We start from the raw sequence: 21,067 nt of genomic DNA on the forward strand, positions 1-21,067 counted from the left end.
CTCGATAAATAGACAGAGTACTTCTTTTCCAAGGACAAACTGCTTCGTCCAGAGCAACACCATCCTCGATCGAGTCCATGCTGCAGCTCTACCGCTAATATTACTAATACAAGACTGCAAAAACTTATGACCAAGCTCACAACTAGTCCGCATAAATGTCCAAGTCCCCTCATAAGCATGGTATCAGCCAGTAAAATACTATGTGTGCAGAGGGGATGATTTCATGCGTCGCATGACATGGACCGCGGCAATTATTGTGTGCTTCTCACTACTATTATCTGCTTGCGGTACGAAGGACGCCGAGTCCGTGGTGAAGGAGCTCGACAAGGTAGTCAATAACATGGAGAGCTATCAAGGAAGCGGGACGATGACGCTTCATACCGGTCAGCAGCCGCTGGAGTATCAGGTGGAGGTTTCCTACCAGAAGCCGACGTATTACCGCATCAAGCTGACGAACGAAGAGAAGGATATTACGCAAATCGTGCTCCGCAACGACGACGGCGTTTTCGTATTGACGCCAAAGCTGAATAAGGTATTCCGCTTCCAAAGCGACTGGCCGCAAAATCAGGGGCAGGTCTACCTGTATCAGACCCTCATTCAAAGCATTATCGTGGACGGCTCCAGACAGTTCGCAGTTAACAATGACGCATACGTGTTTGATGTGATGGCCAATTACAATAATGGCTCATTAGCCCGCCAAAAAATTTGGTTGAACAAAGACGATCTGAGCCCGGTTCAAGTGGAAGTGAGTGACACGAATGCTTCTGTAATGGTGGACGTGAAGTTCGATTCCTTCAAATTCGGTGAGAAGTTCGATAAGAGCGTATTCGAGACGCAAGCAAATATGGCTTCAACGCCTCCGTCATCGGATAACTCAAGCGAGACGGGTAAAGACGGGGATAAACCGACGAATGCGACACCGGAGCAAGAAACGGATGAAGCAACGGTACCTGACGATAAAGCGAATCCGGACAAAGAGAACACCGGTGACGACGAAGAAGCCAGTAATCCGGATGAAAGCGCGTCTTTAGGAAATGAGGGAGCGAAAGCTCTTCCTTTCGTAGCTCTAGCGCCTTCGCATTTGCCTAAAGGAGTAGCGTTCAAGGACAGCATGGATATTGATTACGGCGGCAATAAGGGGCTTATCTCCAGATATGACGGTGTATATAACTTTACGATCATTCAGACCCAGCCGAAAGATATTGCAACTACGTTAGTACCGGGCGTTCTGGTCGATCTGGGCACGACGGTAGGGGAATTGACGACGAATGAAGACAATTCACTGCAGACGCTAACCTGGACCTATCAAGGCAATTTGTTCCGTCTCTCCAGCGCTGATCTGCCAGATGTCGAGATGCGGAAAGTAGCTCAGTCGGTTCAAGGAGAAATGGATAAATAACCTGCGACTTGCCAAGCCGCTCATCAATTTCCAAGACGTACTAGTTCATTATGGAACTCATTTCATTGACAGTCCCAGCAGCAACGTTTAACATTATTTTTATAATGTTTGCTGCTCGGACTGTTATGGTTTTTGCAATAAGGAGAAGGTGAGCGACTTGGAATCGTATTATCGCCCGACTTGGGCAGAGATATCGTTGGATGCGCTTCGGCATAACTTACAGGCTGTACGGAAAGCGTTGCCAGCAGGCTGCAAGCTGATGGCATCGGTGAAAGCGAATGCCTACGGTCACGGAGCGGCAGAAATAGCGGAGGCGACTGAACGCTTTGGCGTAGATTATTTGGGTGTCGCGTTCCTGGACGAGGCGCTACAGTTGCGCAAGGCTGGCATTCAGTCGCCTATTCTTGTGCTGGGCTTTGTCCCGGCGGATGCACTTGCGCTTGCTCGAGAGAAGAACATTACAATCAGCTTGTTCAGGGATGATGTGCGCGAGGCAGCCGGACAACTGCCTGATCTCGAGGATGGCCGCCAACTGAAGGTGCATGTGAAGGTCGACTCAGGCATGGGGCGATTAGGCGTACTGGGGTATGATGAGGCTCTTGATTTCATTGAACGAACGCTGAATACTCCGCAGATTGAGGTAGAGGGCTTGTTCACCCACTATGCGAGGGCTGATGAGGCGGATAAGGCATACACGAAGCAGCAATACGAGCGCTTCCAACAAATTGCGGACGCGGTTAAGCAACGCGGCTGGACGATCCCGATCGTTCATGCCGCGAACAGCGCCGCCGGCATGGATACGCCGCAATGGGCTGGAGATATGGTGCGACTGGGCATTGCCATGTATGGGTTGTATCCCTCCGTGGAAGTGAACAAGGAACGCATCGAGTTGAGACCGGTGCTTGCATTGAAGTCCAAGATCGTCTGGACGAAGACAGCGCCTCCAGGGTGGGGAATCAGCTATGGCACGCGGTATTTCACAGAGAAGGAAGAGTGGATCGGCACACTGCCAATCGGATATGCAGACGGCTATAGCCGGATGCTGAGCGGCAAGGCGCATGGATTGGTGCGCGGTGTGAAGACGCCGATTTTGGGAACGATCTGTATGGATCAATGCATGATCGCGCTGGACCCTGTGTTGGATCAGAGCGGAGAAGGTCCTGTGGAGGTTGGCGAGGAAGTGGTATTGATTGGTTCGCAACGGAATGCCACCATTACGGCGGAAGAAGTGGCGGATCAGCTTGGCACAATCAACTATGAGATTATATGTATGCTAGCAGCCCGCGTTCCACGGGTATATCTTGAAGGCGGAGCGGTTGTGAGCACGCACAATCAATTGGCATAGATCAGGAATGGATGAAATTTATTCCAATTGTACAAATTATCCTTTCGTGCAGGGAATAGGCATATGGAGATCGAATGTAATCATGCAGCCCTGTAAGGGGCAGAATCTGCATATAGCATATTTGATATACGATAGGCATACAAATGATGAAGTATAGTAATGGCATAAATTTGTCATAATGTGTAATAAGGTTTTTTGGAAAAGTCTTGGGGGTGCGAGTTCGGTGGCCAATGTGCACAATACGAAAAGGATCATGATCAGCTTGCCCGATCAATTGCTCGAGGAGGTCGATGGTATCGTAGCCAAGGAGAACTCTAATCGCAGCGAATTTATTCGGCAAGCCATGAAGCTGTATTTGGTGGAACGCAAAAAGCGCCAAATCCGTGAATCCATGCAGCGTGGATATATGGAAATGGCAAAAATTAACCTGAATATGGCCTCGGAAGCGTTTCAAGCGGAGGAAGAAGCCGACCATACGTTAGGCCGTCTCGTAAGCGGGGTGTAGAGCTTGATCGTAAAACGCGGAGATGTGTTTTTTGCCGATTTGTCCCCTGTCGTCGGCTCAGAGCAGGGCGGAGTCCGTCCGGTTCTCGTCATTCAAAATGACATTGGCAACCGATTCAGCCCTACTGTAATCGTAGCTGCCATTACGGCTCAAATTCAGAAAGCAAAGCTGCCAACGCATGTCGAGATGGATGCGGCAACTCATGGCTTCGACCGGGATTCGGTCGTGCTGCTAGAGCAAATTCGCACCATCGACAAGCAGCGTTTGACGGATAAAATTACGCATTTGGATGACGAAACGATGCGTAAAGTAGACGATGCGCTATTGATCAGTGTAGGCCTGATCGACTTTTAAATAACGGATAAGCCGGCAACCTGTATGAACCAGCACCGGCTTGTTTTTCGACAGAATTGGACAGGTTTCGAAATTAAGGGTAGACAATTTAAGGTTGTATTTGCTATTATAGGCTCAAATTCATATTTGAACTAATAGAAGAGCAATCTATTGCGAAGAACGCAATCAGTAAGCCGGGGACGGCTGCTGAATGCGTTCTTTTTTTTGTTGCTCGGAAGAGAGGTAGCGATGCGAAGGGGAAGGAGTTTATGGCTCAGCTTGGCGGCGGCAATGCTGTCGGCGGCTTTGGTATATGGGCTTTATGTACTGCAGCGCGATCAATTGGAACAGCAGGAGACAGTCGCCGTTGTCGTGCCTAAGCGGTTCATCGCAGCCGGTGAAAGGCTGGAGAGAACTGATCTGGAGATGGCGCGGCTGCCGGTCGCCGCTTATACGAATGAGATGGTTGCAGCGCTTGATTCGGCATTCGGGATGGAAGCGGCAATGCCGCTCGGGAAAGGCGAGGCGTTGCTATCCTGGAAGCTGAATGAGCATTATCTGCATCCGCGAACGGGAGAATCCACCTTCCAAATTCCGAAGGAGTACATTCGCTCCATCTCGAACGGGATACGCGCTGGCGATCGGGTCCTCCTCTATGCGTCTGGCGCAGAGGAACAGTCTGCGCGAATTTTCCCGGAATCGGTTGTGGTCGCCTCGGTGAAGAGTTCGGCCAATGTAGAAGTTGACAGCTTGGAGCAATCGCATCTGATGTCGCTTGCGGAAGGCAATAAGGACGGCATGTATGTCGCCAGACGGGATGCCAATGCGATGATCGAATATGTCAATCTCAATTTGACGGAGGCTCAGTGGCTGTTAATCGATCAGCTTTGCAAAGGCGGGAGTGTCAAAGTGGTCATCGCGTATAGCCCGGAGTCCTACGATCGAATGAAGGATAGGCAGGGAGAAGAGGGGAGCGGTGAGAGAAGTGGGCGTGAGTAACGGAGCGGCTCCGGTTGTGGCTTTTGTGGGAACAACACCGAATATCGGGACGACGACGGCTGCATTCGCGGCCGCATACAGACTTGCGGAACTTAGCAGCACGGAGGTTGGTTATCTGTGCCTGAACTTGAAGAGCGCGAAACTTCACCGCTTCTTGGGGATTGACGAGCCGGAAGTAACACTGGACAGGCTGCAGCCGGAGTTGCGCTCGGCTTCCTTAACGTCGAGCATGCTGCGCAGTGCGGATTATGAGGTAAGAGGCAGATCTAATCTGCATGTTCTGTTCGGCAATATGAATCGGGAAGGAGCCGAATTTGTCGGAACGGAAGAAATTGATCATCTGCTGGATGTTGCAGAGAAAACATATGGAGTTATTGTTTTGGATGTAGGCGCGTATTGGGATAATGCCGCAACGATATGCAGCATTCGGCGCGCAGACTCACGGGTACTGGTAACGACGCCGGCGTTATCGCACTTTCAGGAAGACGGGAGACGCTGGATTGGCAATGTATCGCCGATCTTTCAAATCCAGCCGAATCAGTACGATTGTATCATCGCCCACTATCCTTGGAGAAAGGGAGGTTATCGCATGAACGACATTTGCAAGGAGCTGGGGACGGCTCCGATGGGAGAGTTCAGAATGGACGATTCGATGTTTGCCAGTCTTGACAAAGGTGGTTATGACAATTGGCTCAGAGAAGATCCTACGGGAAGATCAGCAATGAGGAAACCAGCCGCCAAGCTGCTGGAACGCCATAACGTGCGGGGTGCCTTCCCTTCCATGGTCAGGCAGCCATGGTATCGCAGGTTGAATGTACATCGGAACGGAGTAGGCTCCTCATGAAGAGCGTGCAGGACAAATTTTCAACTGCGGAGTTCGCGGCTAGAGTACAGAGCCAAGGAATGGAACGGGAAGCTGCCGCGCCAGTACAGGAAGACAGTGGATCGGAGGATTTTGACCGGCTAGCCGGTGAAATCAGGTCCTATCTGAGCGCGCCAAGGGGCATGACGGAAGAAGAGAGGAGACAGTATAGCGAGACGCTTAATCGGGCTGTCTTGGGATTTTCGCAAGAGCGTGAGCAAGTGCTGGCTGTCATCGAGGATCGACTCATACGTCTGCGTATTCATACACTGCCGGGATGGAAGCATCCATATGCAACGCTGGCGGAAGCTTTATTCGCGGAAGTAGTGGGACTGAATGTGCTGGAGCTGGTGCTGGCTAGCCGTACTGACTTGGAAGAGCTGCAGGTGGTTGGCACAAGAATCTACGAGGTTCGCGGCGGCATGGCGGCGATGTCCCATTATTGCTTCGGTAGCATCCGCGACGTCGAGCGCATTCAGCAAAATTTGGTGCTGTACAACAATGATCGGATCAACCCGCGCAAACGCTGGGCGGAGGTTATGCTGAAGGATGGATCCCGCGTGACGATGACCGGCTTCGGGTTCACATCCAGCCCCACGCTAACAATCCGCTTCTATACTGTCAGCCGCTTCCGACTTGAGGCTTTGGCCGCAGCTCCATATTTCTCACTTAGCGATCGAATGGTGCAGCTGCTTCTTGCCTCGCTGAAGGCTAGATACAATCTGGTCATAATCGGACCAACTAATTCAGGCAAGACCAATCTGATGAAGGCGTTAATTGCGGAGCTGCCGGATGTCGAGCGGATTATTACAATCGAAGGCCGATATGAGATGATGCTGGGCCGGGACTTCCCAAGCAAAAACATTATTGAATACGAAGCTGCAGAAGATGACGAAGCTCACCGCTCGTCCCAGGCTTTCAAGCTTGCTCTGCGTCAATCGCCTCAGCGCATAATCCATGCCGAGATTAGAGACGAGGACGCCAATATCTACGTGCGGGCATGTACGAGAGGACATACCGGCAGCATGACGACCGTTCATGCCAACCGTCTGGAGGATGTGCCCGAGGCGATTACAGATATGTGCATGCTGGATGGCAGAAGTATGAATCCTGAGAGATTAACGAAACGAATCGCAGAATATGTAACGGAGCTTGGCATCGAGATGAAGCTGATTGGCGGGCGTAGAATCGTATCCCGAATAGGGGAGATCGGATGGCAGGACGGGGATATACATATTCGGGAGTGGGCGGTCTTCTCGGAAGTGGAGAATGAATGGCAATACTCGAACCCTCCATCAGAGCGTGCTGCTGCGTGGTTGGACCAGGAGGTGTAAGGGTGGTTCATGTTGTTTTCTTATCAGGGGGCTTGCTGCTCTTTGTTCTATTGTTTATCGTCGTTCGCTCCCTCATTGATTCTGTTGAAGACAAGCGGCAGCTTCGCAGCCGATTGACCTACGAATCGCCATACAGCTTAAGGAGGATGCTGGCTGACCGTCTAAAGTCGTATGGCAGGGTTAGAAGTCATATATCGGAGCTGCTGGAGACGCTCAGAATGAGGCTTGCTCCCGATACGTTCCTCGGCACATCCGGCATGCTGCTCGTTGGAGGCGTTGTGACTGGCGGACTGTTTTTTCAGACGGCGAAGGGCGGGTTGCTGTTTGGATTGATTGTCGGATTCGCCCCATATCTATGGCTGAGAGGTTTGCTGCTCCATCGGCGGATGGGTGCCCAGCTAGATTTTCTGCCTGCTGTGGAGCTGTTTTATCAATGTTATCTGGTAACAGGAGAACGCCACATTCGAATCGCTTTGCAGCGAACGATCGAAGAGAAGAGGCTGCTTGGGCCGATGCAAGCTGTATTCGAACAATTGTACCGCAATCTCTCGGTTCGAGGCGATGATGAAGCAAGCCTTCGAATAATGGGAGCTTCGTTAGGTCATTTGTGGTCAGATTATTTTGTGCAAATTTTGCGCGTCGCTCTGTCGGAGGGCGTTCCCGTCTCGGAGAGCTTAAGAGAACTTCTGGCGGATATGAGGAAGGCGCGTCGGGCGAATGAACAAGAGCGCCACCGCTTACTGGAGATCAGAATTGCGAATTTCACGCCGATCTTGTTTTTGGTGTTGTTTATCGGCATTAATTTGCATTACAACAAAGCGAATGCTTACTTTTACTATTTGCAGGACCCGCAAGGACGGGATATGATCCTGAATGCTCTCCTGCTTATTTTTGGATCCTTTCTTATGGGCCTATGGCTCTCACGCAAAAAAATGTAAGGGTGATGGCTTTGTACGATTGGATGACGGGACTAATTGGAGTAGGCGCTGTTGTTGGTCAATTCTTTTTTGCAGGGACAGGCTTGTATATGTTGTTGCGTCTATTGCCCGAGCGTCCGCTCAGATGGAAGAGGCTGTCCTTTCTGAAATTACGGAGTTCTACAGCTCCGGATCGCTGGCTGCGCGTGTTCGGCATTAAGCGGGATCATTCTGATTATGCAGATAGGGAACTCCTTCTCGCAGGCTGCGGCATGACGTTTGATCCTGCATGGTACATGCTTTTTCGGAAGCTGGCTATGTCGGTATGCTTGTTAATCGGGACATTAGCTATCGTGATATTCAGAGGAAATCTGATGTATATTTGGTTCCAAGCGTTGGTTGCGTTGCCGTTATTACTGGTTGGAGCCCTGCATCTGGATCGAGCATGGCTTCGTGCGGCTCAGAAGATGAGATCCCTGCAATTTACGAAGGAGATTTATGTGATCAGCAATCAGCTGCTTTATTTCTCGGACTCCAACCTTAATATTCATGCCAAGCTCATGCGATGTATGTCCTATACGAAAGCGATGCGTGGGGATATGGAGCGTCTGCTGGCGGAATGGTATCACGATCCTGCTCTTGCTTTGCGACAGTTCAAGCTGCGTATCGGCACGGATGACGGGATGAGCTTTGTCGAGACGATTGATGCAATACGGCAGCATGAGAGCAGCCAATATTACGAATTGCTCCGTATTAGAATCTCGGACTACAAGGAGAAGCTGGAGCTTGCCAAGGAAAGTCGCAAGGAATCCACTTCATACGGATTGTTCATCCTTGCGGGTATTCCGATCCTGTATACATTCCAGGTGTTTATCTATCCATGGGTAAGGGAAGGTCAGAAGCTGTTTCAGTCATTGGGATAGGCGGCGACTGTAGATCAAGCTTGCAACGGGAGGAGGTGGCAAGGATGCGTAATATTTTGATGACCGTCATGATGCTCGTGGTTGTAGTCGTGTTGTTCAATGCGATTATTGCACAGGATTCTACGGGCACAAGGAGCCAAATTCAATCGCAGGGCAACGCTGCAAATACAAGAATCAACAGTTTGCTGCCATAGTTGGAATGTGTGGTGCAGCATAGCGATGAATGTGGAGGTGCGAGGGAGAATGAGAGCCATATTAATGATGCTTCTTCTTATTGTTACAGCCATTGTCATCTATACATCCGTCGCGGAGGGCGATGACGGCTTGAACGAGGGCATTGCTCGTACGGGCGGGGCAATGGGAGAGTACATTAAGGGGATGAGCCCTTGAAGCAATTGCTGATTTTCGTTTTGTTCGCCGCTATGTTGTGCTGGATTATGTTTTCTCCAATCTATAAGCATGTTGTTATCGTGAGGCAGGCTGTTCTTCAGCAAGAAGTCGATTATTTGCTGGAAGTTGGGGCAAGCGGCACTTACGGCTATATTAGTCCTGCTATGCAGAGACAGTCTATGCAGCGACTCGCAAGCTTTGGACTGCGAGAGCAGGATATTTATTATGAGTATGCGACAACGTCGGGCGTATCAGCTACCGATTCCAGCAATCCTGTGCTGAGAGGAACAGGGATTTCTTTAACGATAAGCTATCCCTATGAAAATTTGTTTGTTATCGATTCCCTTATCGGCATACAGCCTATTGCTCCCTATGAGCGTATGAAAGCATTCGGGATGAAGATGAGCGAGTATGTACCATAAGAAGCGGAGGAAGGAGGAAGATCCCTGTACAAGCTTGTGCTTATCCTTGCCATGCTGTCGGTGTGGATTACTGTGCATCTGATGCAGGTCGAGGAAGAGTTGGCTATGAAGACGCTCACCCAAGGCAAGCGTGCAATCAACCGCGCGGCTCATGCGGCAGCGCAGCAAGTAGATAAGATTGCGTTAAGCGAAGGCGTCGTACGGATAGACGAATCTGCTGCTTCCCGGGAAGCAGCGCTATACTTGCAGCAGAACTTGCAATTGGATGCGAACGGCCGCCCGCTTCCGAATTCATTCCTGCGTCAGCCTGTAGAGGTGCTTGTTTTTGAAGTCATTAACTCCGGGGAGACATTTCCCTACCGGTACCGAAATCAAACTTATCACTATGAAGTGGAACTAAGAAGTCCAGGTGTAATCATGATTGCGAGAGTGACTTTTCCTCGAGCGTTTGCCGTGTTGGAGCCGATCAAATGGGAAATAAGAGGAGCGGCGGAGCTGGTTGTTGGTTGAAAATTGAACATAATAGGAAATAAGGCTTTAGAGTCGGGCACCTTTGCGAGAATGAATGTAAACAACCTCAAGGGATTACCACCATGTTTGGATAGAGAGATGACTCTGACATGGTATAATTTTCTCAGTGGTATAATAAGACTTTTCAAAAATAGAGGGGGGATATGAAATCAAGTATGCCATCACGGTCGTTCTATTTTTGGGAATCGCGATCATAAGTGCTCTTGTATGGTTCGGTATGAATGTATCATCAAGCAGTGTGAAAATAGGCTATTATTCCGATAATGTCGAACAATTAATTAAAGATACAGATACGATTATTGAAGGTGTAGCAACAAACATAAAAAATAGTATCACTTTAGAAGGAGTACGTTTTGTTGAAACAAAAGTGTTAGTAATAGATGTGTTAAAAGGTGGATTGGAAAAGGACAAAGAGATCTGGCTTTTACAGACTAAAGTTAAGATGGATCCTATCATTGGTAAGAATGATAGAGTGCTGCTGTTCCTTGAAAAATAGGAGGGCCCAGTAACAAAGGAAGATGCTTATGTTAGTAAGGGAATGTATCAAGGACATTATAAGATAAGTGAGGATCAAAAATTAATCTCTTCTTTACCGCAATCTAATCCGAAACTTTCTTCAGAAATTAATGATTGGAATCTAGATATGATTAAAGAAATGATTTCAAACTTATCACATAAATAGTTAGATTCAACGATAATTTTATTGGTGTCAGTTGACGTTGATATGGAAAATTGGTGTAATAAGGAGGGGACAACAGAAGGGAAGAATCCATGATGAATCGTGAATTGAAAAATCGGCTCCATCGTGACTATTTGAAGGTTTACCGCATTTCGGAGTTGATCGGCAACGGTATCTTTTTACTGCTTATTGTAGCCTATCTCATTATTGCGCTTTGGAAGGATTGGACGCTGATTCCGGTATGGATTAGCGCGGCTGTACTGGTGTTGTTGTTTATATTGTTCACTTGGCTTATTCCGACAGTGAAGTATGCCAGATTTCGTTATGAGTTGTTCGAGGAAGAGTTAGAAATTGAGAAGGGCTTGATCTTTATTAGCAATGTACTCGTACCGATGGTGCGCGTGCAGCATGTCGAGATTGGCAGCGGGCCGCTTATGAGGAAGTTCGGACTTGCTTCCGTATCTGTCGTGACTGCGGCGACGACGCATCAGATCGTCGGGATCAAGCGTGAGGAAGCGGAATCGTTGAAGCGGAGGATCGGACAATTGGCGAGGGTGGAAGAAGCCGATGAATGATCGCCGCACGTTACATCCTACTTATATATTGTTCGGCGTATTGTCAGTCATTAAAGGTTTTTTGCCGTTGGTCGCTATATTGCTGATTAAAAGACCCGACTGGTCGAATTTGGCCTGGTATTTTTATGCGGGCATAGGCGGATTCATTTTGCTTATTACGCTCATGGCCTTTTTGCAATGGAGAAAATTCGGCTTCTGGCTGGAGAAGGACCGCATCATTATTCGATCGGGCGTACTCTTTCGGCAGGAGAAGACGATCTATTATACACGTATTCACTCTGTCAATATCGAGCAGCCGCTCATCCAGCGTATACTGGGCGTCGTGCAGCTCAAGATTGAGACACCGGGAGGAAACAACAAGGCGGATGGCGTGCTGGAGACGCTGTCCAAGGATGAGGCAAATCGGATCAAGCAATTACTGAGGAGCTATTCTGAGGCGGGTTCTGTACAAGAAGAGACCATGGACAAAGAAGTTATTGATGATGGAGTTGAAGGCAAGCTAGGGGATAATCCTGCGGTTGTCTCGGCAGCCGGAGAGCATCATTCAGCACAAGCGGCTGGGCTGTCGTCCATCTCCAATGAAGGAAGTAACGGCACATCGGCTTGGACGAACGTAAGTGTCGGAGATCAGAAGGCGGAGTCTGGACCCTCCGTTACGATTGATGCAGGCAAGCTGTTTATGGCGGCTGCGACATCGTTAAACTTCGGACTTGCACTTGCGTTTATAGCAGGTCTCTATTCATTTGCGGACGATTTTCTTAATTTTCTGCTTCCCAAGAACTTCTTGGATCGGGTTGTAGAAGGCTCTATGAACCAAATGTCGAGTACGATTTTCATTGTAGTGACGGCCATTATTGTCATTTTGTTGGTCTGGTTGCTTACCATCCTGCTTTATATTATAAAGTACAGTGGTTTTACGATGCACCGGGATGGCAAGCAGCTGTCGCTAAGTTACGGGTTACTAGAGAAGAAGAGTATTCTATTCGATCCCAAAAACGTGCAAGCCGTAATTGTGAAAGAAAGCTGGCTTAGACAGCTTGGGGGCTACGGAGAAGTGAAGCTGCAAGTGGTATCCTCTGATAAGCAGGAGCAGCTCATGTTCCACCCATTCATTCGTATTTCGGAGATTCAGGCGCTGCTTGATCAATTCGTGCCGGGTATGAAGCTGACGGAGCCGAATGAGCTTGCGTCGTCTCCGCGCAAAGCGCTGGTCTATTATATTCGCATTCCATTGCTGATTACGATGCTCCTGGCAGCTGGTTGTATTTGGTACTTTGGTATGACCGGGCTTTGGTCGCTTGTACTTATACCGCTCATATTATGGTGGCGGATAAGCTGTCATCGGACCGCGGGATTGCTGCTGCGGGACGACCAGCTTACCTTAAGACGGCGTACGCTTCAGCGTATTACGTATTTCGTTCGTCGACCGCGAATTGTGACGATGTCTGTAACGCGCTCTGATGCCCAGCGGCGCAAAGGGGTTACTGCGCTTTCAGTTCAAGTGCTAGGGAGCGCCTTCAGCTATAAGGTAACGGGACTGGAACAGGGCGACGTCCAGCCTGTATGGAATTGGTACAGTCGGAGTGTTAAGGTTGGATCAAAGTGAAGTGGAACGATTACATAAGCAATGGCGAATACGATATGCGCTGCATGTCCGCCGTTGCTTATTTTTTTGTGTATAATCGTCCTTACGTGTAGAGGGAAAACTTTTTTTATAGATAAATGAACGAAAGTTGAACCCCCGTCGTCTAATCACTAAAGGGCGGAGGTGAGAAGGGAGTGCGCGCGGTGATCGATGAGAGCAGACTGATCCAACAAGCCATACAGGGCGACAATCGATCGTTATCGGAGCTGTTGCGTCGGCACTACTCCTTCCTCTATCAATATGCCCTTAAGCTTACGATGGACAAGAGCCGTGCGGAGGATATTACGCAAGATACGATGTTGAAGGCCATTGAAAAAATCGGGACGTACCGGGCACAGTCCAAATTCTCGACTTGGCTAATTGCCATCGCATCCAGACTTGCGATTGATCGGGGAAGACGAAGCGTAAGGGAACGCAAGTGGGTGGCGGAGGAGGAAGGAGCGCTCCGAGCGCTTCGGTATGAGACACTCAGTCGGATGAATGATTGGCCTGATGCGCTGCAAGCGATAGGAGAGCTGGATGAGAAGCTGCGAATGGCTGTGCTGCTGAAATATTATTATGGCTATTCACAGGAAGAGATAGCAGAGATGGTGGATACACCAGTAGGAACTGTCAAATCAAGAATCCACGCCGGTATGAAACAGCTCAGGAAGGAGTTGTCTGGACATGAAGAAGAATAACGTTCATGACGAGGACCAGCAATGGTTTACGGAACATATGGGAGCAGAGCTGCAAAGGTTTGATGATGCGTATGAACGCAGAGAGCCAGAGCTTGCACCATTAGACTCGTTCGTCGCCTCCCATAAGCTTGCGCTGCGAAAAAAATTATGGCGCGATCTGGCATTATTCTGGCTCGTCGCAGCGATGCTGCTGCTAGGCATGCTCTGGATCCTTGAGCGCGATTGGATCTGGTTCGCGGCTCTGCAATTGCTTGTGGCAATCAGCGCTATCGGCTATATCGGCTTCGTTCATAGGAAGAAGGGGCGAGAGCAATGGAAGAACAATTGAAACATTCGGTGCTCTTTTGGCTGCTGATCGCTCTCATCATACTTACGCAATCAACATGGCTCTTCCTGGATGCCCGCAAGCGTGGAAGCATGCCATGGTTTTGGGGCTTGTGGGGATTGACTCAATTCCCGTTTCCGCTCCTATTCTATTGGTTGACCGTCAGATGGCGCGTGTGGGACAAACTCCGGACTTCTTCCAAGAATAATAAATAAAGGGGGATGCTTAATGAAAGAGACAATGGAACTATCGCAATGGATGGGTCTGATTGTGCCGCTTGTTCTCCTTCAGCTTCTATTAATGATTATAGCGCTGGTGTTATGCGTGAAGGCGGAGGAGACAAGAGGTCCTAAATGGATGTGGGCGCTTATTATTATATTGGGACAGTTGCTTGGACCGATTGCGTTCTTCTTGTTCGGGAGGCGAAATCAGTAATGACAGAACTATTGCAGGTCAAGGGACTAACCAAGTCATTCGGCTCCGTACATGCGGTGAAGTCGATCGACTTCAGCATACAAGAGGGCAGATGCGTTGCGCTGCTTGGCCCCAATGGAGCGGGGAAGACGACGACAATTCGGATGTTGACTGGACTTCTTGCCCCGACGTCGGGTGAGGTACGATTCCATTCGCTAGCGCGAGGAGAAGACCATCGTAGCTTGATTGGCTATTTGCCCCAGACTCCTGCGTTCCATAATGGGATGAGCGGTATGGAGTATGTCGTCTATTCAGGTCGCTTATGCGGACTTAGCGCCTCCGATGCCAGGAAACGCGCGATGGAATTACTGGAGCGGGTAGGTCTGGCGAGTGCAGCCAAACGGAGGGTTGGCGGTTACTCTGGAGGCATGAAGCAGCGGCTTGGCCTTGCGCAAGCATTGGTCCATCACCCAAAGCTGCTTGTCATGGATGAACCGGTATCGGCGCTGGACCCGCTAGGACGCCGGGAAGTGCTGCGCTTGCTCCAAGAATTGAAGTCGGAGACGACCGTTCTATTCTCCACGCATGTTTTGCATGATGCAGAGGAGTTATGCGACGACGTCGTTATCATTCGTGATGGCGAAGTCGCTTTGCAGGGCTCGCTTGCTGCAATTCGGAATGAGCATCGTCGTCCTGTCATTGAGCTGAAGCTTGAAGATGCTCCGCACGCCATAAATTGGGCTCAATCATTCTTGCAGAAATCCAGAACTGACGAGTTGCGGTATAGCTGGCTGAGCGAAGCAGAGCTTCAGGGAAACCGTCTTTATATGACGGCCTCTCATATGGATGTGGCTCGGCAAGGGTTAATGGAAGAGCTGACGGAGCATAAGGTTCCATTCAGCCGTCTTGAAGTCGGCTATTCTTCGCTTGAGGATCTATTCATGAAGGTGGTGAGCGGATGAACAGCGCAAGCGAGGCTCAATATCGTGAGCAACCGGCAAAGCGATTGCGGAATGCCGCGATACGTAGAACCGGCAGCTCCGCATTCATGACGCTGCTAGGCAAGGAATGTCTGGAATTGCTTAGAAGCTTCAAGCTAGTCTGGGTGCCAATTGTCTTCGTGGTGCTCGGCATTATGCAGCCGCTTCTAAGTTACTTTATGCCTGTACTGATCGAGAAAGCAGGCAATATGCCGGAGGGCACTGTCATTGAAATGCCGCCTCCGGTAGGTTCGCAGGTGTTAGCGGATACGTTGTCCCAATTCGGGCTGATGGGATTGCTTATATTGGCGCTTGCCTTCATGGGAATTGTCTCAGGGGAGCGGAACAGTGGAGCTTCTGCACTAGTACTGGTTAAGCCTGTGTCTCATACATCGTATTTATTGTCCAAATGGGTGAGTATGATGATACTGACATGGGGATCGCTGCTCCTCGGTTATGCCGCAGCTTGGTATTATACGTGGCTGCTGATCGATTTTGTAGACGTCGGTCCTTTTATGCTCAGTTATGTCTTGTTTGGTCTTTGGTTTACTTTTGTGTTGACGGCGACACTTCTGTTCAGCACGTTCCTGCGCAGTGCTGCCGGGGCGGCGTTCTCCTCGCTGGGAGTTGCCGTCTTGCTATCCATGCTTGCCGGATTAATGCCCAAATATATGGGATGGAGTCCAGGCGCTTTGTCGGGGCTGGCTTACCAGGCTGTTACAAGCGAAGTGCTGCTTCCTCTTAATTCCGTTTCATGGTGGTCCATCGCAACGGCTGTTATAGGCATCGCGGTCCTGCTGATGGGATCCGTCGTTTTATTGAAGCGCGCACCTGCACATGACTAGCCGCTTTCTTTCATCGTTCCGCAAAATGTAACGTGAATGAATAAGGATGACACGTTATAATAAAGGAACCAGGATGCTCGCGTATCCTGACAGATGAGAGGAGCTGGCAATGATGAGCCTGATTGTTGAACAGAATGCAGCTCGTTGGTACAAAGAGCAGATGGAGTTGAGCGAAGGGGATAGCTTGCGTATCTTCGTGAGGCTGGGAGGCTGCGGCAGCATACATCCGGGTCTATCGCTTGGTATTACTAAAGATGTGCCAAGGCATGCAGGGCTTAGCCAGCAGGTAGAGGGCATCTTCTTCTACATGGAAGAGGATAATGTCTGGTACGTTGAAGATAAGGAACTGCGCATATCCTTTGACGAGAAGTACGAGGAGATCAAAATGGTCGTAGCATGATGACGACAATCATAGAAGGCGGGCAAGCGACGGTGAACCGTACGCAGGCCCGCCTTTCGTCTGTTTAAGATTGGGATGAAGTGCCTTCTTCGCTTAGTTCCTCAAATGATTTGACTTTGCCATGCGGCGGACGCTGCTGATGCTTGCGTTGGTGCCAAGCGTTTACCCTGCGGTTTTTGGATGTGGACATGAGCGTATTCACCTCCTTCCGTACTCCGTTAGAATGGCGCAAAGCACTTCTTCTCATGCGCTCGAAAGCCAGATGAGGGTAGTTGGCAAGATCATGAAGCACCGCTCCAACGGTTCCGTATCTGTGGTGAAGTTCATGATGTATAATAAGTTAATCTGATGAAGAATAGGTGATGACTGGATCGTGCTGGATATAAGGGGTTTGGAGAAATACGCGCAGGATACGATTGTGTTTCCGGCATTTGATTTGACGGTAGAGCGTCATGAAGTAACGGCTCTCTATTCGAGCATGAATGTCCGGCATACTTTATTGGATATGCTGACGGGCAGGTTGGCTATCTCTTCAGGAGAAATCCGAGTGAACGGAATGACTTTGGCCGAAGGGGGCAAAGCTTATTTGTCGCAAGTTGGTTTCCTGCTGCTGGAGGAAGGCACTTATGAGAATTTGTCCGTCAAAGAGCTGCTTTCTTTTTATAAAAAGCTTTATCATTCTGTTCCTAAAATCGAAGACGTTATTCGATTCGTGAAATTGGACACGAAAGCGAATACGAGAATACATAAACTAACACTTTCGGAGAAGAGGAGGGTTCAGTATGCGCGATTGTGGATACAGGACCCGGAGATATTCATCTTCGAGGAGCCGGATCAAAATGTCGATATCGAGACGAAAACCGTGTTCCAGCGGCTCGTAAGCCATCTGAACGAATTGAGCAAAGCTATTCTGATTCTGACCGGCAATATGGAATCGGCTATCGGCGTGACTAGCCGCATATACCGGCTTGATGAGAAAGGGCTGAAGGCCTACGATATCCAGGAGTCGCTCATGCGGGATTGGGAGGACGGAGAGAAGCCTTCGGAATCAACAGAGCTTGAAGCTTTGCATACAGAGGACAACTTATCTGAGGTTGGCGATGCACCAGCAAATGCAAGGGATTCATTAAGCAGTGATAAGGATGATGAGTTGGCTGATGATGAGGTGGAGCTGGGAGAAAGTCCAGTCATCCAATTCGTTCGTTTCGAAAAAATTCCAACTCGCATGAATGACAAGATGATTTTGTTCAACCCGCCGGAGATTGATTATATCGAAAGTTTTGAAGGGCAAACGCAATTATATATAAATGGAGACGTGTATCCTTCGACATTCAAAATCAATGAACTGGAAGAGCGGCTTCGGACATACGGATTCTTCCGCTGCCATCGATCGTACATTGTTAATCTTCAGAAGGTGCGGGAAATTGTGACGTTCACCCGAAATAGCTTCAGTCTTATTCTGGATGACGCTTCGAGAACCTCGGTTCCCCTGTCGAAGACCAAAATGGCTGAATTAAAGGACATGATGGGGCTGAAATAAGCTCCATTCGTCGTTTTATGCGCTCCAAACAACGACTCGATTGCTCCAAACGGCGGTTCATTTGCTCCATTCAACCTTTTCTGCGCTCCTTCCGATGGGATTTTAATGCGCGGCGTTCCGTTCTGTCCTACGATGAAGTTACAAGAACGAACACATAACGGAGGTAATGAATGCGATGGAGAATGTCATTGAAGTCAACGCGTTGGAAAAATTCTTTTCAAAAGAACGTGCGCTCAAGAACGTTTCCTTTTCGGTAAAGAAGGGTGAAATTTTCGGATTTCTTGGACCCAGCGGTTCAGGCAAAACGACAACGATCAAAATTTTAACAGCTCAATTGAAGCCGACATCAGGAAGTACGTCCGTATTCGGCGTGCCGACCCATCAGTTGTCGAAGGAGAAGTACAGGAAAAAAATCGGGATTGTCACGGATAATACAGCTTTATATGCACGACTTAGCGTCTACGACAATCTGAAGCTGTATTGCGATCTGTATGACGTTCCTGAATCAAGAATTTATGAAGTATTGAGCATGGTCAATCTGGCGGGCGAGAACAAAAAAATAGTATCCAAATTGTCGCGAGGGATGCTTCAGCGAATTACTCTTGCACGAGCTTTTCTGCATGAGCCTGAGCTGCTGTTCCTGGATGAACCGACTTCTGCGCTTGATCCGGTAAATACGAAACATATCTATGAGGGATTAATGCGGCTTAAGGAGAAAGGCACCACCATTTTCTTGACGACGCATGATATGAATGAAGCCGAAATTTTGTGTGACCGCGTTGCTTTCTTGAACAATGGGGAAATTCAATTGCTGGATGCACCGAAGAAGCTGCGCCAGCAGAGGAGCGACGCGAGTCTGACCGTTGAATTGACTGATGGTAGGACAATCGTATTGCCAAAAGGCCCGGCAGGCGCGCAGCGGCTCTTTGATCACATGAATGCAAATGAAATCATATCGGTCTACTCCAATCAACCAACTCTTGGTGATATTTTTGTAGAAGTAACAGGGAGGAATCTAGTATGACATTCTCAATGAAACGTGTAACCGCCATTTTGCAAAAAGATTATAAAGATATCTCCCGTAATTTATATGTAACCACTACGTTAGTTTTGCCGCTCATTATGGCTGTAATATTCGGTCGCGATGGTAAGAGCACGCTTGAACTGATTTATATGATTATCAATATGGGGCTCGTTCTAGTCGGCACTTATGTTCAGGCCTCACTCATTGCGGAAGAGAAAGAAAAGAATACGCTGCGCGGCTTGATGCTGTCGCCAGCCAGCACGCTTGAAATCTTTTTGGGAAAAAATCTGCTCAGCTTTATTGCGACAGCCGTAATTGTAACGGGATCAATCCTGTTAATGAATTATAATCCTGGCCATGTTCCTGCTGTAGTCATCGCTTTGGTCTTGTCGGCTATATTCTATCTTGGCTTAGGAACATTGATCGGATTGATGACGAAGTCGGTTGTTGAAGCGTCTGTTATTATTGTGCCTGTTATGTTTGTATTCAGCTTTATCTCGTTCATGAAGCCATTCATGGAGAAATACCCAATTCTGACGTTCATCGAGTATCTTCCTAATATGCAAATGTTAGATTTGGCCGCTCAAGCACAAGCAGGTACGGGATTTGGGGATGTAGGCTCCAATCTGCTGATTATAGTTGGCTGGGTTGTCTTTATCCATATTCTGGCTGTGTATGTGTACAAAAAACGGATGGTTGAAGAATAAAAGGGCAGGAACAGCGGCGCCGATGTTGGGAATGACGGAGATCTCTTCGGGGAACACTGTCGAGGACATTATAACGGGAGGTTATGAAGGTCATGTCCAACCGAGGATTGACGACGGCTCTTGCAGCCGTCGGTGCGGCGCAATTGCTGAAGCTGCCTTGGCATTACTGCAAGACAGGGAAGTGGGACGTTCGTAAGCTTGCTGGTTCCGGAGGAATGCCAAGCTCCCACTCCAGCGGCGTATCTGCACTCGCAGCCTATACGGCTGCGAAGCATGGTGTGCGAACGCCTGAGTTCGCAATAGCATCCATGCTAGGCATTATCGTTATGTATGATGCGATGAATATTCGCAGACATGCGGGAGAAATTGCTATTCAGGTCAATGATCTGGATGCTGACGTAGAGAGGTTGGCTGGACATCATCCTGGCATTTATCACAAACGCCGGAAGGAACAACTGAAGGAGACGCTTGGCCATCATCCCGGAGAAGTAGCCGCCGGTGCGGTGCTGGGTGTACTGATTGGTCTTGCTGGAGCGGCATGGGGACGTTGATTGTCGCGGAGAAATAACATATTACGATGAAAAATCCCGACCAAGTGTCGGGATTTTTATACGTCTACTTATAGGGATTGACTGCGACCAATAAATTGTATACAATTTAATTAAATAATCGATATTGAAGCAGGGAGGAATAATTGATGTCTATTTATAATTTTGATGTGAAGACGATTCGAGGCGAAGAGCAGACGCTTGCTCCTTTCGAGGGGAAAGTGATGCTTATTGTTAACACCGCTACTGGCTGCGGCTTCGCCCCTCAGTTCAAAGGCTTGCAGAAGCTGCATGATGACTATAAGGAACAAGGCTTCTCTGTACTTGGTTTTCCTAGTTCGCAATTTGGCAATCAAGAAAAGGGGACGGACAGTGAAGTGGCGCAAACTTGTGAATTGAACTTCGGCGTTAACTTCCCGCTTTATTCCAAAATCAATGTGAATGGCAGCGATGCGCATCCGTTATTCAAACATTTGACCAATGAAGCCCGCGGTGTATTCGGTTCAAAGGCAATCAAGTGGAACTTTACGAAATTTTTGGTCGATCGTGATGGCAGAGTTGTAAAGCGGTATGCTTCTACAGATGAGCCGGCACGTATCGAGAGTGATATTGTCAAGCTGCTTTCCTAATCATGAAACCTTCTGGTGTCTATACGGCACAGAAGGTTTTTTTGATTCTGAGAACGGCTGCTTATGTGAATGGCTTAGAATGGAGCAACCGCCTTGTCATGGGGATCATCAAAGTT

29 protein-coding genes are annotated in these 21,067 nt (G+C 48.8%); 28 read left to right on the forward strand and 1 reads right to left on the reverse strand.

From position 1 onward, the window contains the following. The first annotated feature begins 223 nt into the window (after positions 1 to 223). The 23 genes from DX130_RS21400 (at position 224) to DX130_RS21500 (ending at position 16,503) form a co-directional block, all read left to right on the forward strand. Positions 224 to 1,399 (forward strand): LolA family protein, encoded by a 1,176-nt coding sequence (locus tag DX130_RS21400; RefSeq protein ID WP_116048848.1) that lies wholly within the window; start codon positions 224 to 226, stop codon positions 1,397 to 1,399. Positions 1,400 to 1,556: 157 nt separating this feature from the next. Further along, positions 1,557 to 2,744: an alanine racemase gene (alr, locus tag DX130_RS21405; RefSeq protein ID WP_116048849.1), complete on the forward strand. Its 1,188-nt coding sequence runs from the start codon at positions 1,557 to 1,559 to the stop codon at positions 2,742 to 2,744. A 223-nt stretch (positions 2,745 to 2,967) separates the two neighbouring features. Further along, a complete protein-coding gene (locus DX130_RS21410; protein WP_116048851.1) occupies positions 2,968 to 3,249 on the forward strand; it encodes a CopG family ribbon-helix-helix protein in 282 nt (93 codons plus the stop codon). Between the two features lie 3 nt (positions 3,250 to 3,252). Beyond that, a complete protein-coding gene (locus tag DX130_RS21415) occupies positions 3,253 to 3,603 on the forward strand; it encodes a type II toxin-antitoxin system PemK/MazF family toxin (RefSeq protein ID WP_087569551.1) in 351 nt (116 codons plus the stop codon). Between the two features lie 150 nt (positions 3,604 to 3,753). Further along, positions 3,754 to 4,581, forward strand: a complete 828-nt coding sequence (locus tag DX130_RS21420; RefSeq protein WP_240644628.1) for an SAF domain-containing protein — start codon at positions 3,754 to 3,756, stop codon at positions 4,579 to 4,581. Next, complete coding sequence (locus DX130_RS21425; RefSeq protein ID WP_240644629.1) at positions 4,559 to 5,425, forward strand: P-loop NTPase family protein; 867 nt, start codon at positions 4,559 to 4,561, stop codon at positions 5,423 to 5,425. The genes DX130_RS21420 and DX130_RS21425 overlap by 23 nt, the downstream gene beginning before the upstream one ends. Further along, entirely contained in the window at positions 5,422 to 6,777 is a 1,356-nt protein-coding gene (locus DX130_RS21430; protein WP_116048852.1) for an ATPase, T2SS/T4P/T4SS family, read from the forward strand. The genes DX130_RS21425 and DX130_RS21430 overlap by 4 nt, the downstream gene beginning before the upstream one ends. Before the next feature lie 2 nt (positions 6,778 to 6,779). Then, positions 6,780 to 7,715 (forward strand): type II secretion system F family protein, encoded by a 936-nt coding sequence (locus DX130_RS21435; protein WP_240644630.1) that lies wholly within the window; start codon positions 6,780 to 6,782, stop codon positions 7,713 to 7,715. Positions 7,716 to 7,720: 5 nt separating this feature from the next. Beyond that, positions 7,721 to 8,617 (forward strand): hypothetical protein, encoded by an 897-nt coding sequence (locus DX130_RS21440; protein WP_116048855.1) that lies wholly within the window; start codon positions 7,721 to 7,723, stop codon positions 8,615 to 8,617. A 44-nt stretch (positions 8,618 to 8,661) separates the two neighbouring features. Next, on the forward strand, positions 8,662 to 8,811 hold the full coding sequence (locus tag DX130_RS26590) for a hypothetical protein (protein WP_165861397.1): 150 nt from the start codon (positions 8,662 to 8,664) through the stop codon (positions 8,809 to 8,811). A gap of 49 nt (positions 8,812 to 8,860) precedes the next feature. Then, positions 8,861 to 9,007 (forward strand): hypothetical protein, encoded by a 147-nt coding sequence (locus tag DX130_RS26595; protein ID WP_165861398.1) that lies wholly within the window; start codon positions 8,861 to 8,863, stop codon positions 9,005 to 9,007. Next, positions 9,004 to 9,429, forward strand: a complete 426-nt coding sequence (locus DX130_RS21445) for a hypothetical protein (RefSeq protein ID WP_116048856.1) — start codon at positions 9,004 to 9,006, stop codon at positions 9,427 to 9,429. Before DX130_RS26595 ends, DX130_RS21445 begins: the two co-directional genes overlap by 4 nt. Positions 9,430 to 9,510: 81 nt before the next feature. Continuing rightward, positions 9,511 to 9,939, forward strand: a complete 429-nt coding sequence (locus DX130_RS21450) for a hypothetical protein (protein ID WP_240644645.1) — start codon at positions 9,511 to 9,513, stop codon at positions 9,937 to 9,939. A 238-nt stretch (positions 9,940 to 10,177) separates the two neighbouring features. Next, a complete protein-coding gene (locus tag DX130_RS21455) occupies positions 10,178 to 10,456 on the forward strand; it encodes a hypothetical protein (RefSeq protein WP_133297964.1) in 279 nt (92 codons plus the stop codon). A gap of 275 nt (positions 10,457 to 10,731) precedes the next feature. After that, positions 10,732 to 11,214 carry a PH domain-containing protein gene (locus DX130_RS21460; protein WP_116048860.1) on the forward strand — a complete coding sequence of 161 codons (483 nt, stop codon included), beginning with the start codon at positions 10,732 to 10,734 and terminating at the stop codon, positions 11,212 to 11,214. Next, on the forward strand, positions 11,207 to 12,820 hold the full coding sequence (locus DX130_RS21465; RefSeq protein WP_116048862.1) for a PH domain-containing protein: 1,614 nt from the start codon (positions 11,207 to 11,209) through the stop codon (positions 12,818 to 12,820). The genes DX130_RS21460 and DX130_RS21465 overlap by 8 nt, the downstream gene beginning before the upstream one ends. A gap of 173 nt (positions 12,821 to 12,993) precedes the next feature. Beyond that, the gene (gene sigY / locus DX130_RS21470) at positions 12,994 to 13,539 is read left to right on the forward strand and encodes an RNA polymerase sigma factor SigY (RefSeq protein WP_240644631.1); all 546 of its coding nucleotides are present in this window, start codon (positions 12,994 to 12,996) and stop codon (positions 13,537 to 13,539) included. Next, entirely contained in the window at positions 13,526 to 13,867 is a 342-nt protein-coding gene (locus DX130_RS21475; RefSeq protein ID WP_116048863.1) for a YxlC family protein, read from the forward strand. Before sigY ends, DX130_RS21475 begins: the two co-directional genes overlap by 14 nt. Then, positions 13,852 to 14,079, forward strand: coding sequence for a sigmaY antisigma factor component (locus DX130_RS21480; protein WP_116048865.1), 228 nt, complete (start codon positions 13,852 to 13,854; stop codon positions 14,077 to 14,079). The genes DX130_RS21475 and DX130_RS21480 overlap by 16 nt, the downstream gene beginning before the upstream one ends. 13 nt (positions 14,080 to 14,092) lie before the next feature. Continuing rightward, positions 14,093 to 14,299 carry a PLD nuclease N-terminal domain-containing protein gene (locus DX130_RS21485; RefSeq protein ID WP_240644632.1) on the forward strand — a complete coding sequence of 69 codons (207 nt, stop codon included), beginning with the start codon at positions 14,093 to 14,095 and terminating at the stop codon, positions 14,297 to 14,299. Continuing rightward, positions 14,299 to 15,240 (forward strand): ABC transporter ATP-binding protein, encoded by a 942-nt coding sequence (locus DX130_RS21490; protein WP_116048866.1) that lies wholly within the window; start codon positions 14,299 to 14,301, stop codon positions 15,238 to 15,240. Before DX130_RS21485 ends, DX130_RS21490 begins: the two co-directional genes overlap by 1 nt. Continuing rightward, on the forward strand, positions 15,237 to 16,103 hold the full coding sequence (locus DX130_RS21495; protein ID WP_116048868.1) for an ABC transporter permease: 867 nt from the start codon (positions 15,237 to 15,239) through the stop codon (positions 16,101 to 16,103). Before DX130_RS21490 ends, DX130_RS21495 begins: the two co-directional genes overlap by 4 nt. Positions 16,104 to 16,212: 109 nt before the next feature. Continuing rightward, a complete protein-coding gene (locus tag DX130_RS21500; RefSeq protein WP_240644633.1) occupies positions 16,213 to 16,503 on the forward strand; it encodes a HesB/YadR/YfhF family protein in 291 nt (96 codons plus the stop codon). A 64-nt stretch (positions 16,504 to 16,567) separates the two neighbouring features. Here the strand turns inward: DX130_RS21500 and DX130_RS27075 are convergent, their stop codons facing one another. After that, positions 16,568 to 16,693 (reverse strand): DUF6254 family protein, encoded by a 126-nt coding sequence (locus tag DX130_RS27075; RefSeq protein WP_240644634.1) that lies wholly within the window; start codon positions 16,691 to 16,693, stop codon positions 16,568 to 16,570. 183 nt (positions 16,694 to 16,876) lie between these two features. Here DX130_RS27075 and DX130_RS21505 point away from each other — a divergent pair, with 183 nt between their 5' ends. The 5 genes from DX130_RS21505 (at position 16,877) to DX130_RS21525 (ending at position 20,951) form a co-directional block, all read left to right on the forward strand. Continuing rightward, positions 16,877 to 18,043: a LytTR family transcriptional regulator DNA-binding domain-containing protein gene (locus DX130_RS21505; protein WP_240644635.1), complete on the forward strand. Its 1,167-nt coding sequence runs from the start codon at positions 16,877 to 16,879 to the stop codon at positions 18,041 to 18,043. A gap of 175 nt (positions 18,044 to 18,218) precedes the next feature. Next, the gene (locus DX130_RS21510) at positions 18,219 to 19,067 is read left to right on the forward strand and encodes an ABC transporter ATP-binding protein (RefSeq protein WP_116048871.1); all 849 of its coding nucleotides are present in this window, start codon (positions 18,219 to 18,221) and stop codon (positions 19,065 to 19,067) included. Then, positions 19,064 to 19,774 carry an ABC transporter permease gene (locus DX130_RS21515; RefSeq protein WP_116048872.1) on the forward strand — a complete coding sequence of 237 codons (711 nt, stop codon included), beginning with the start codon at positions 19,064 to 19,066 and terminating at the stop codon, positions 19,772 to 19,774. Before DX130_RS21510 ends, DX130_RS21515 begins: the two co-directional genes overlap by 4 nt. 92 nt (positions 19,775 to 19,866) lie before the next feature. Then, a complete protein-coding gene (locus tag DX130_RS21520; RefSeq protein ID WP_338068654.1) occupies positions 19,867 to 20,325 on the forward strand; it encodes a divergent PAP2 family protein in 459 nt (152 codons plus the stop codon). Positions 20,326 to 20,471: 146 nt separating this feature from the next. Continuing rightward, on the forward strand, positions 20,472 to 20,951 hold the full coding sequence (locus tag DX130_RS21525; protein ID WP_116048875.1) for a glutathione peroxidase: 480 nt from the start codon (positions 20,472 to 20,474) through the stop codon (positions 20,949 to 20,951). Positions 20,952 to 21,067 lie beyond the last annotated feature (116 nt).

Source organism: Paenibacillus paeoniae, assembly GCF_003388735.1.
Lineage (GTDB): Bacteria > Bacillota > Bacilli > Paenibacillales > Paenibacillaceae > Pristimantibacillus > Pristimantibacillus paeoniae.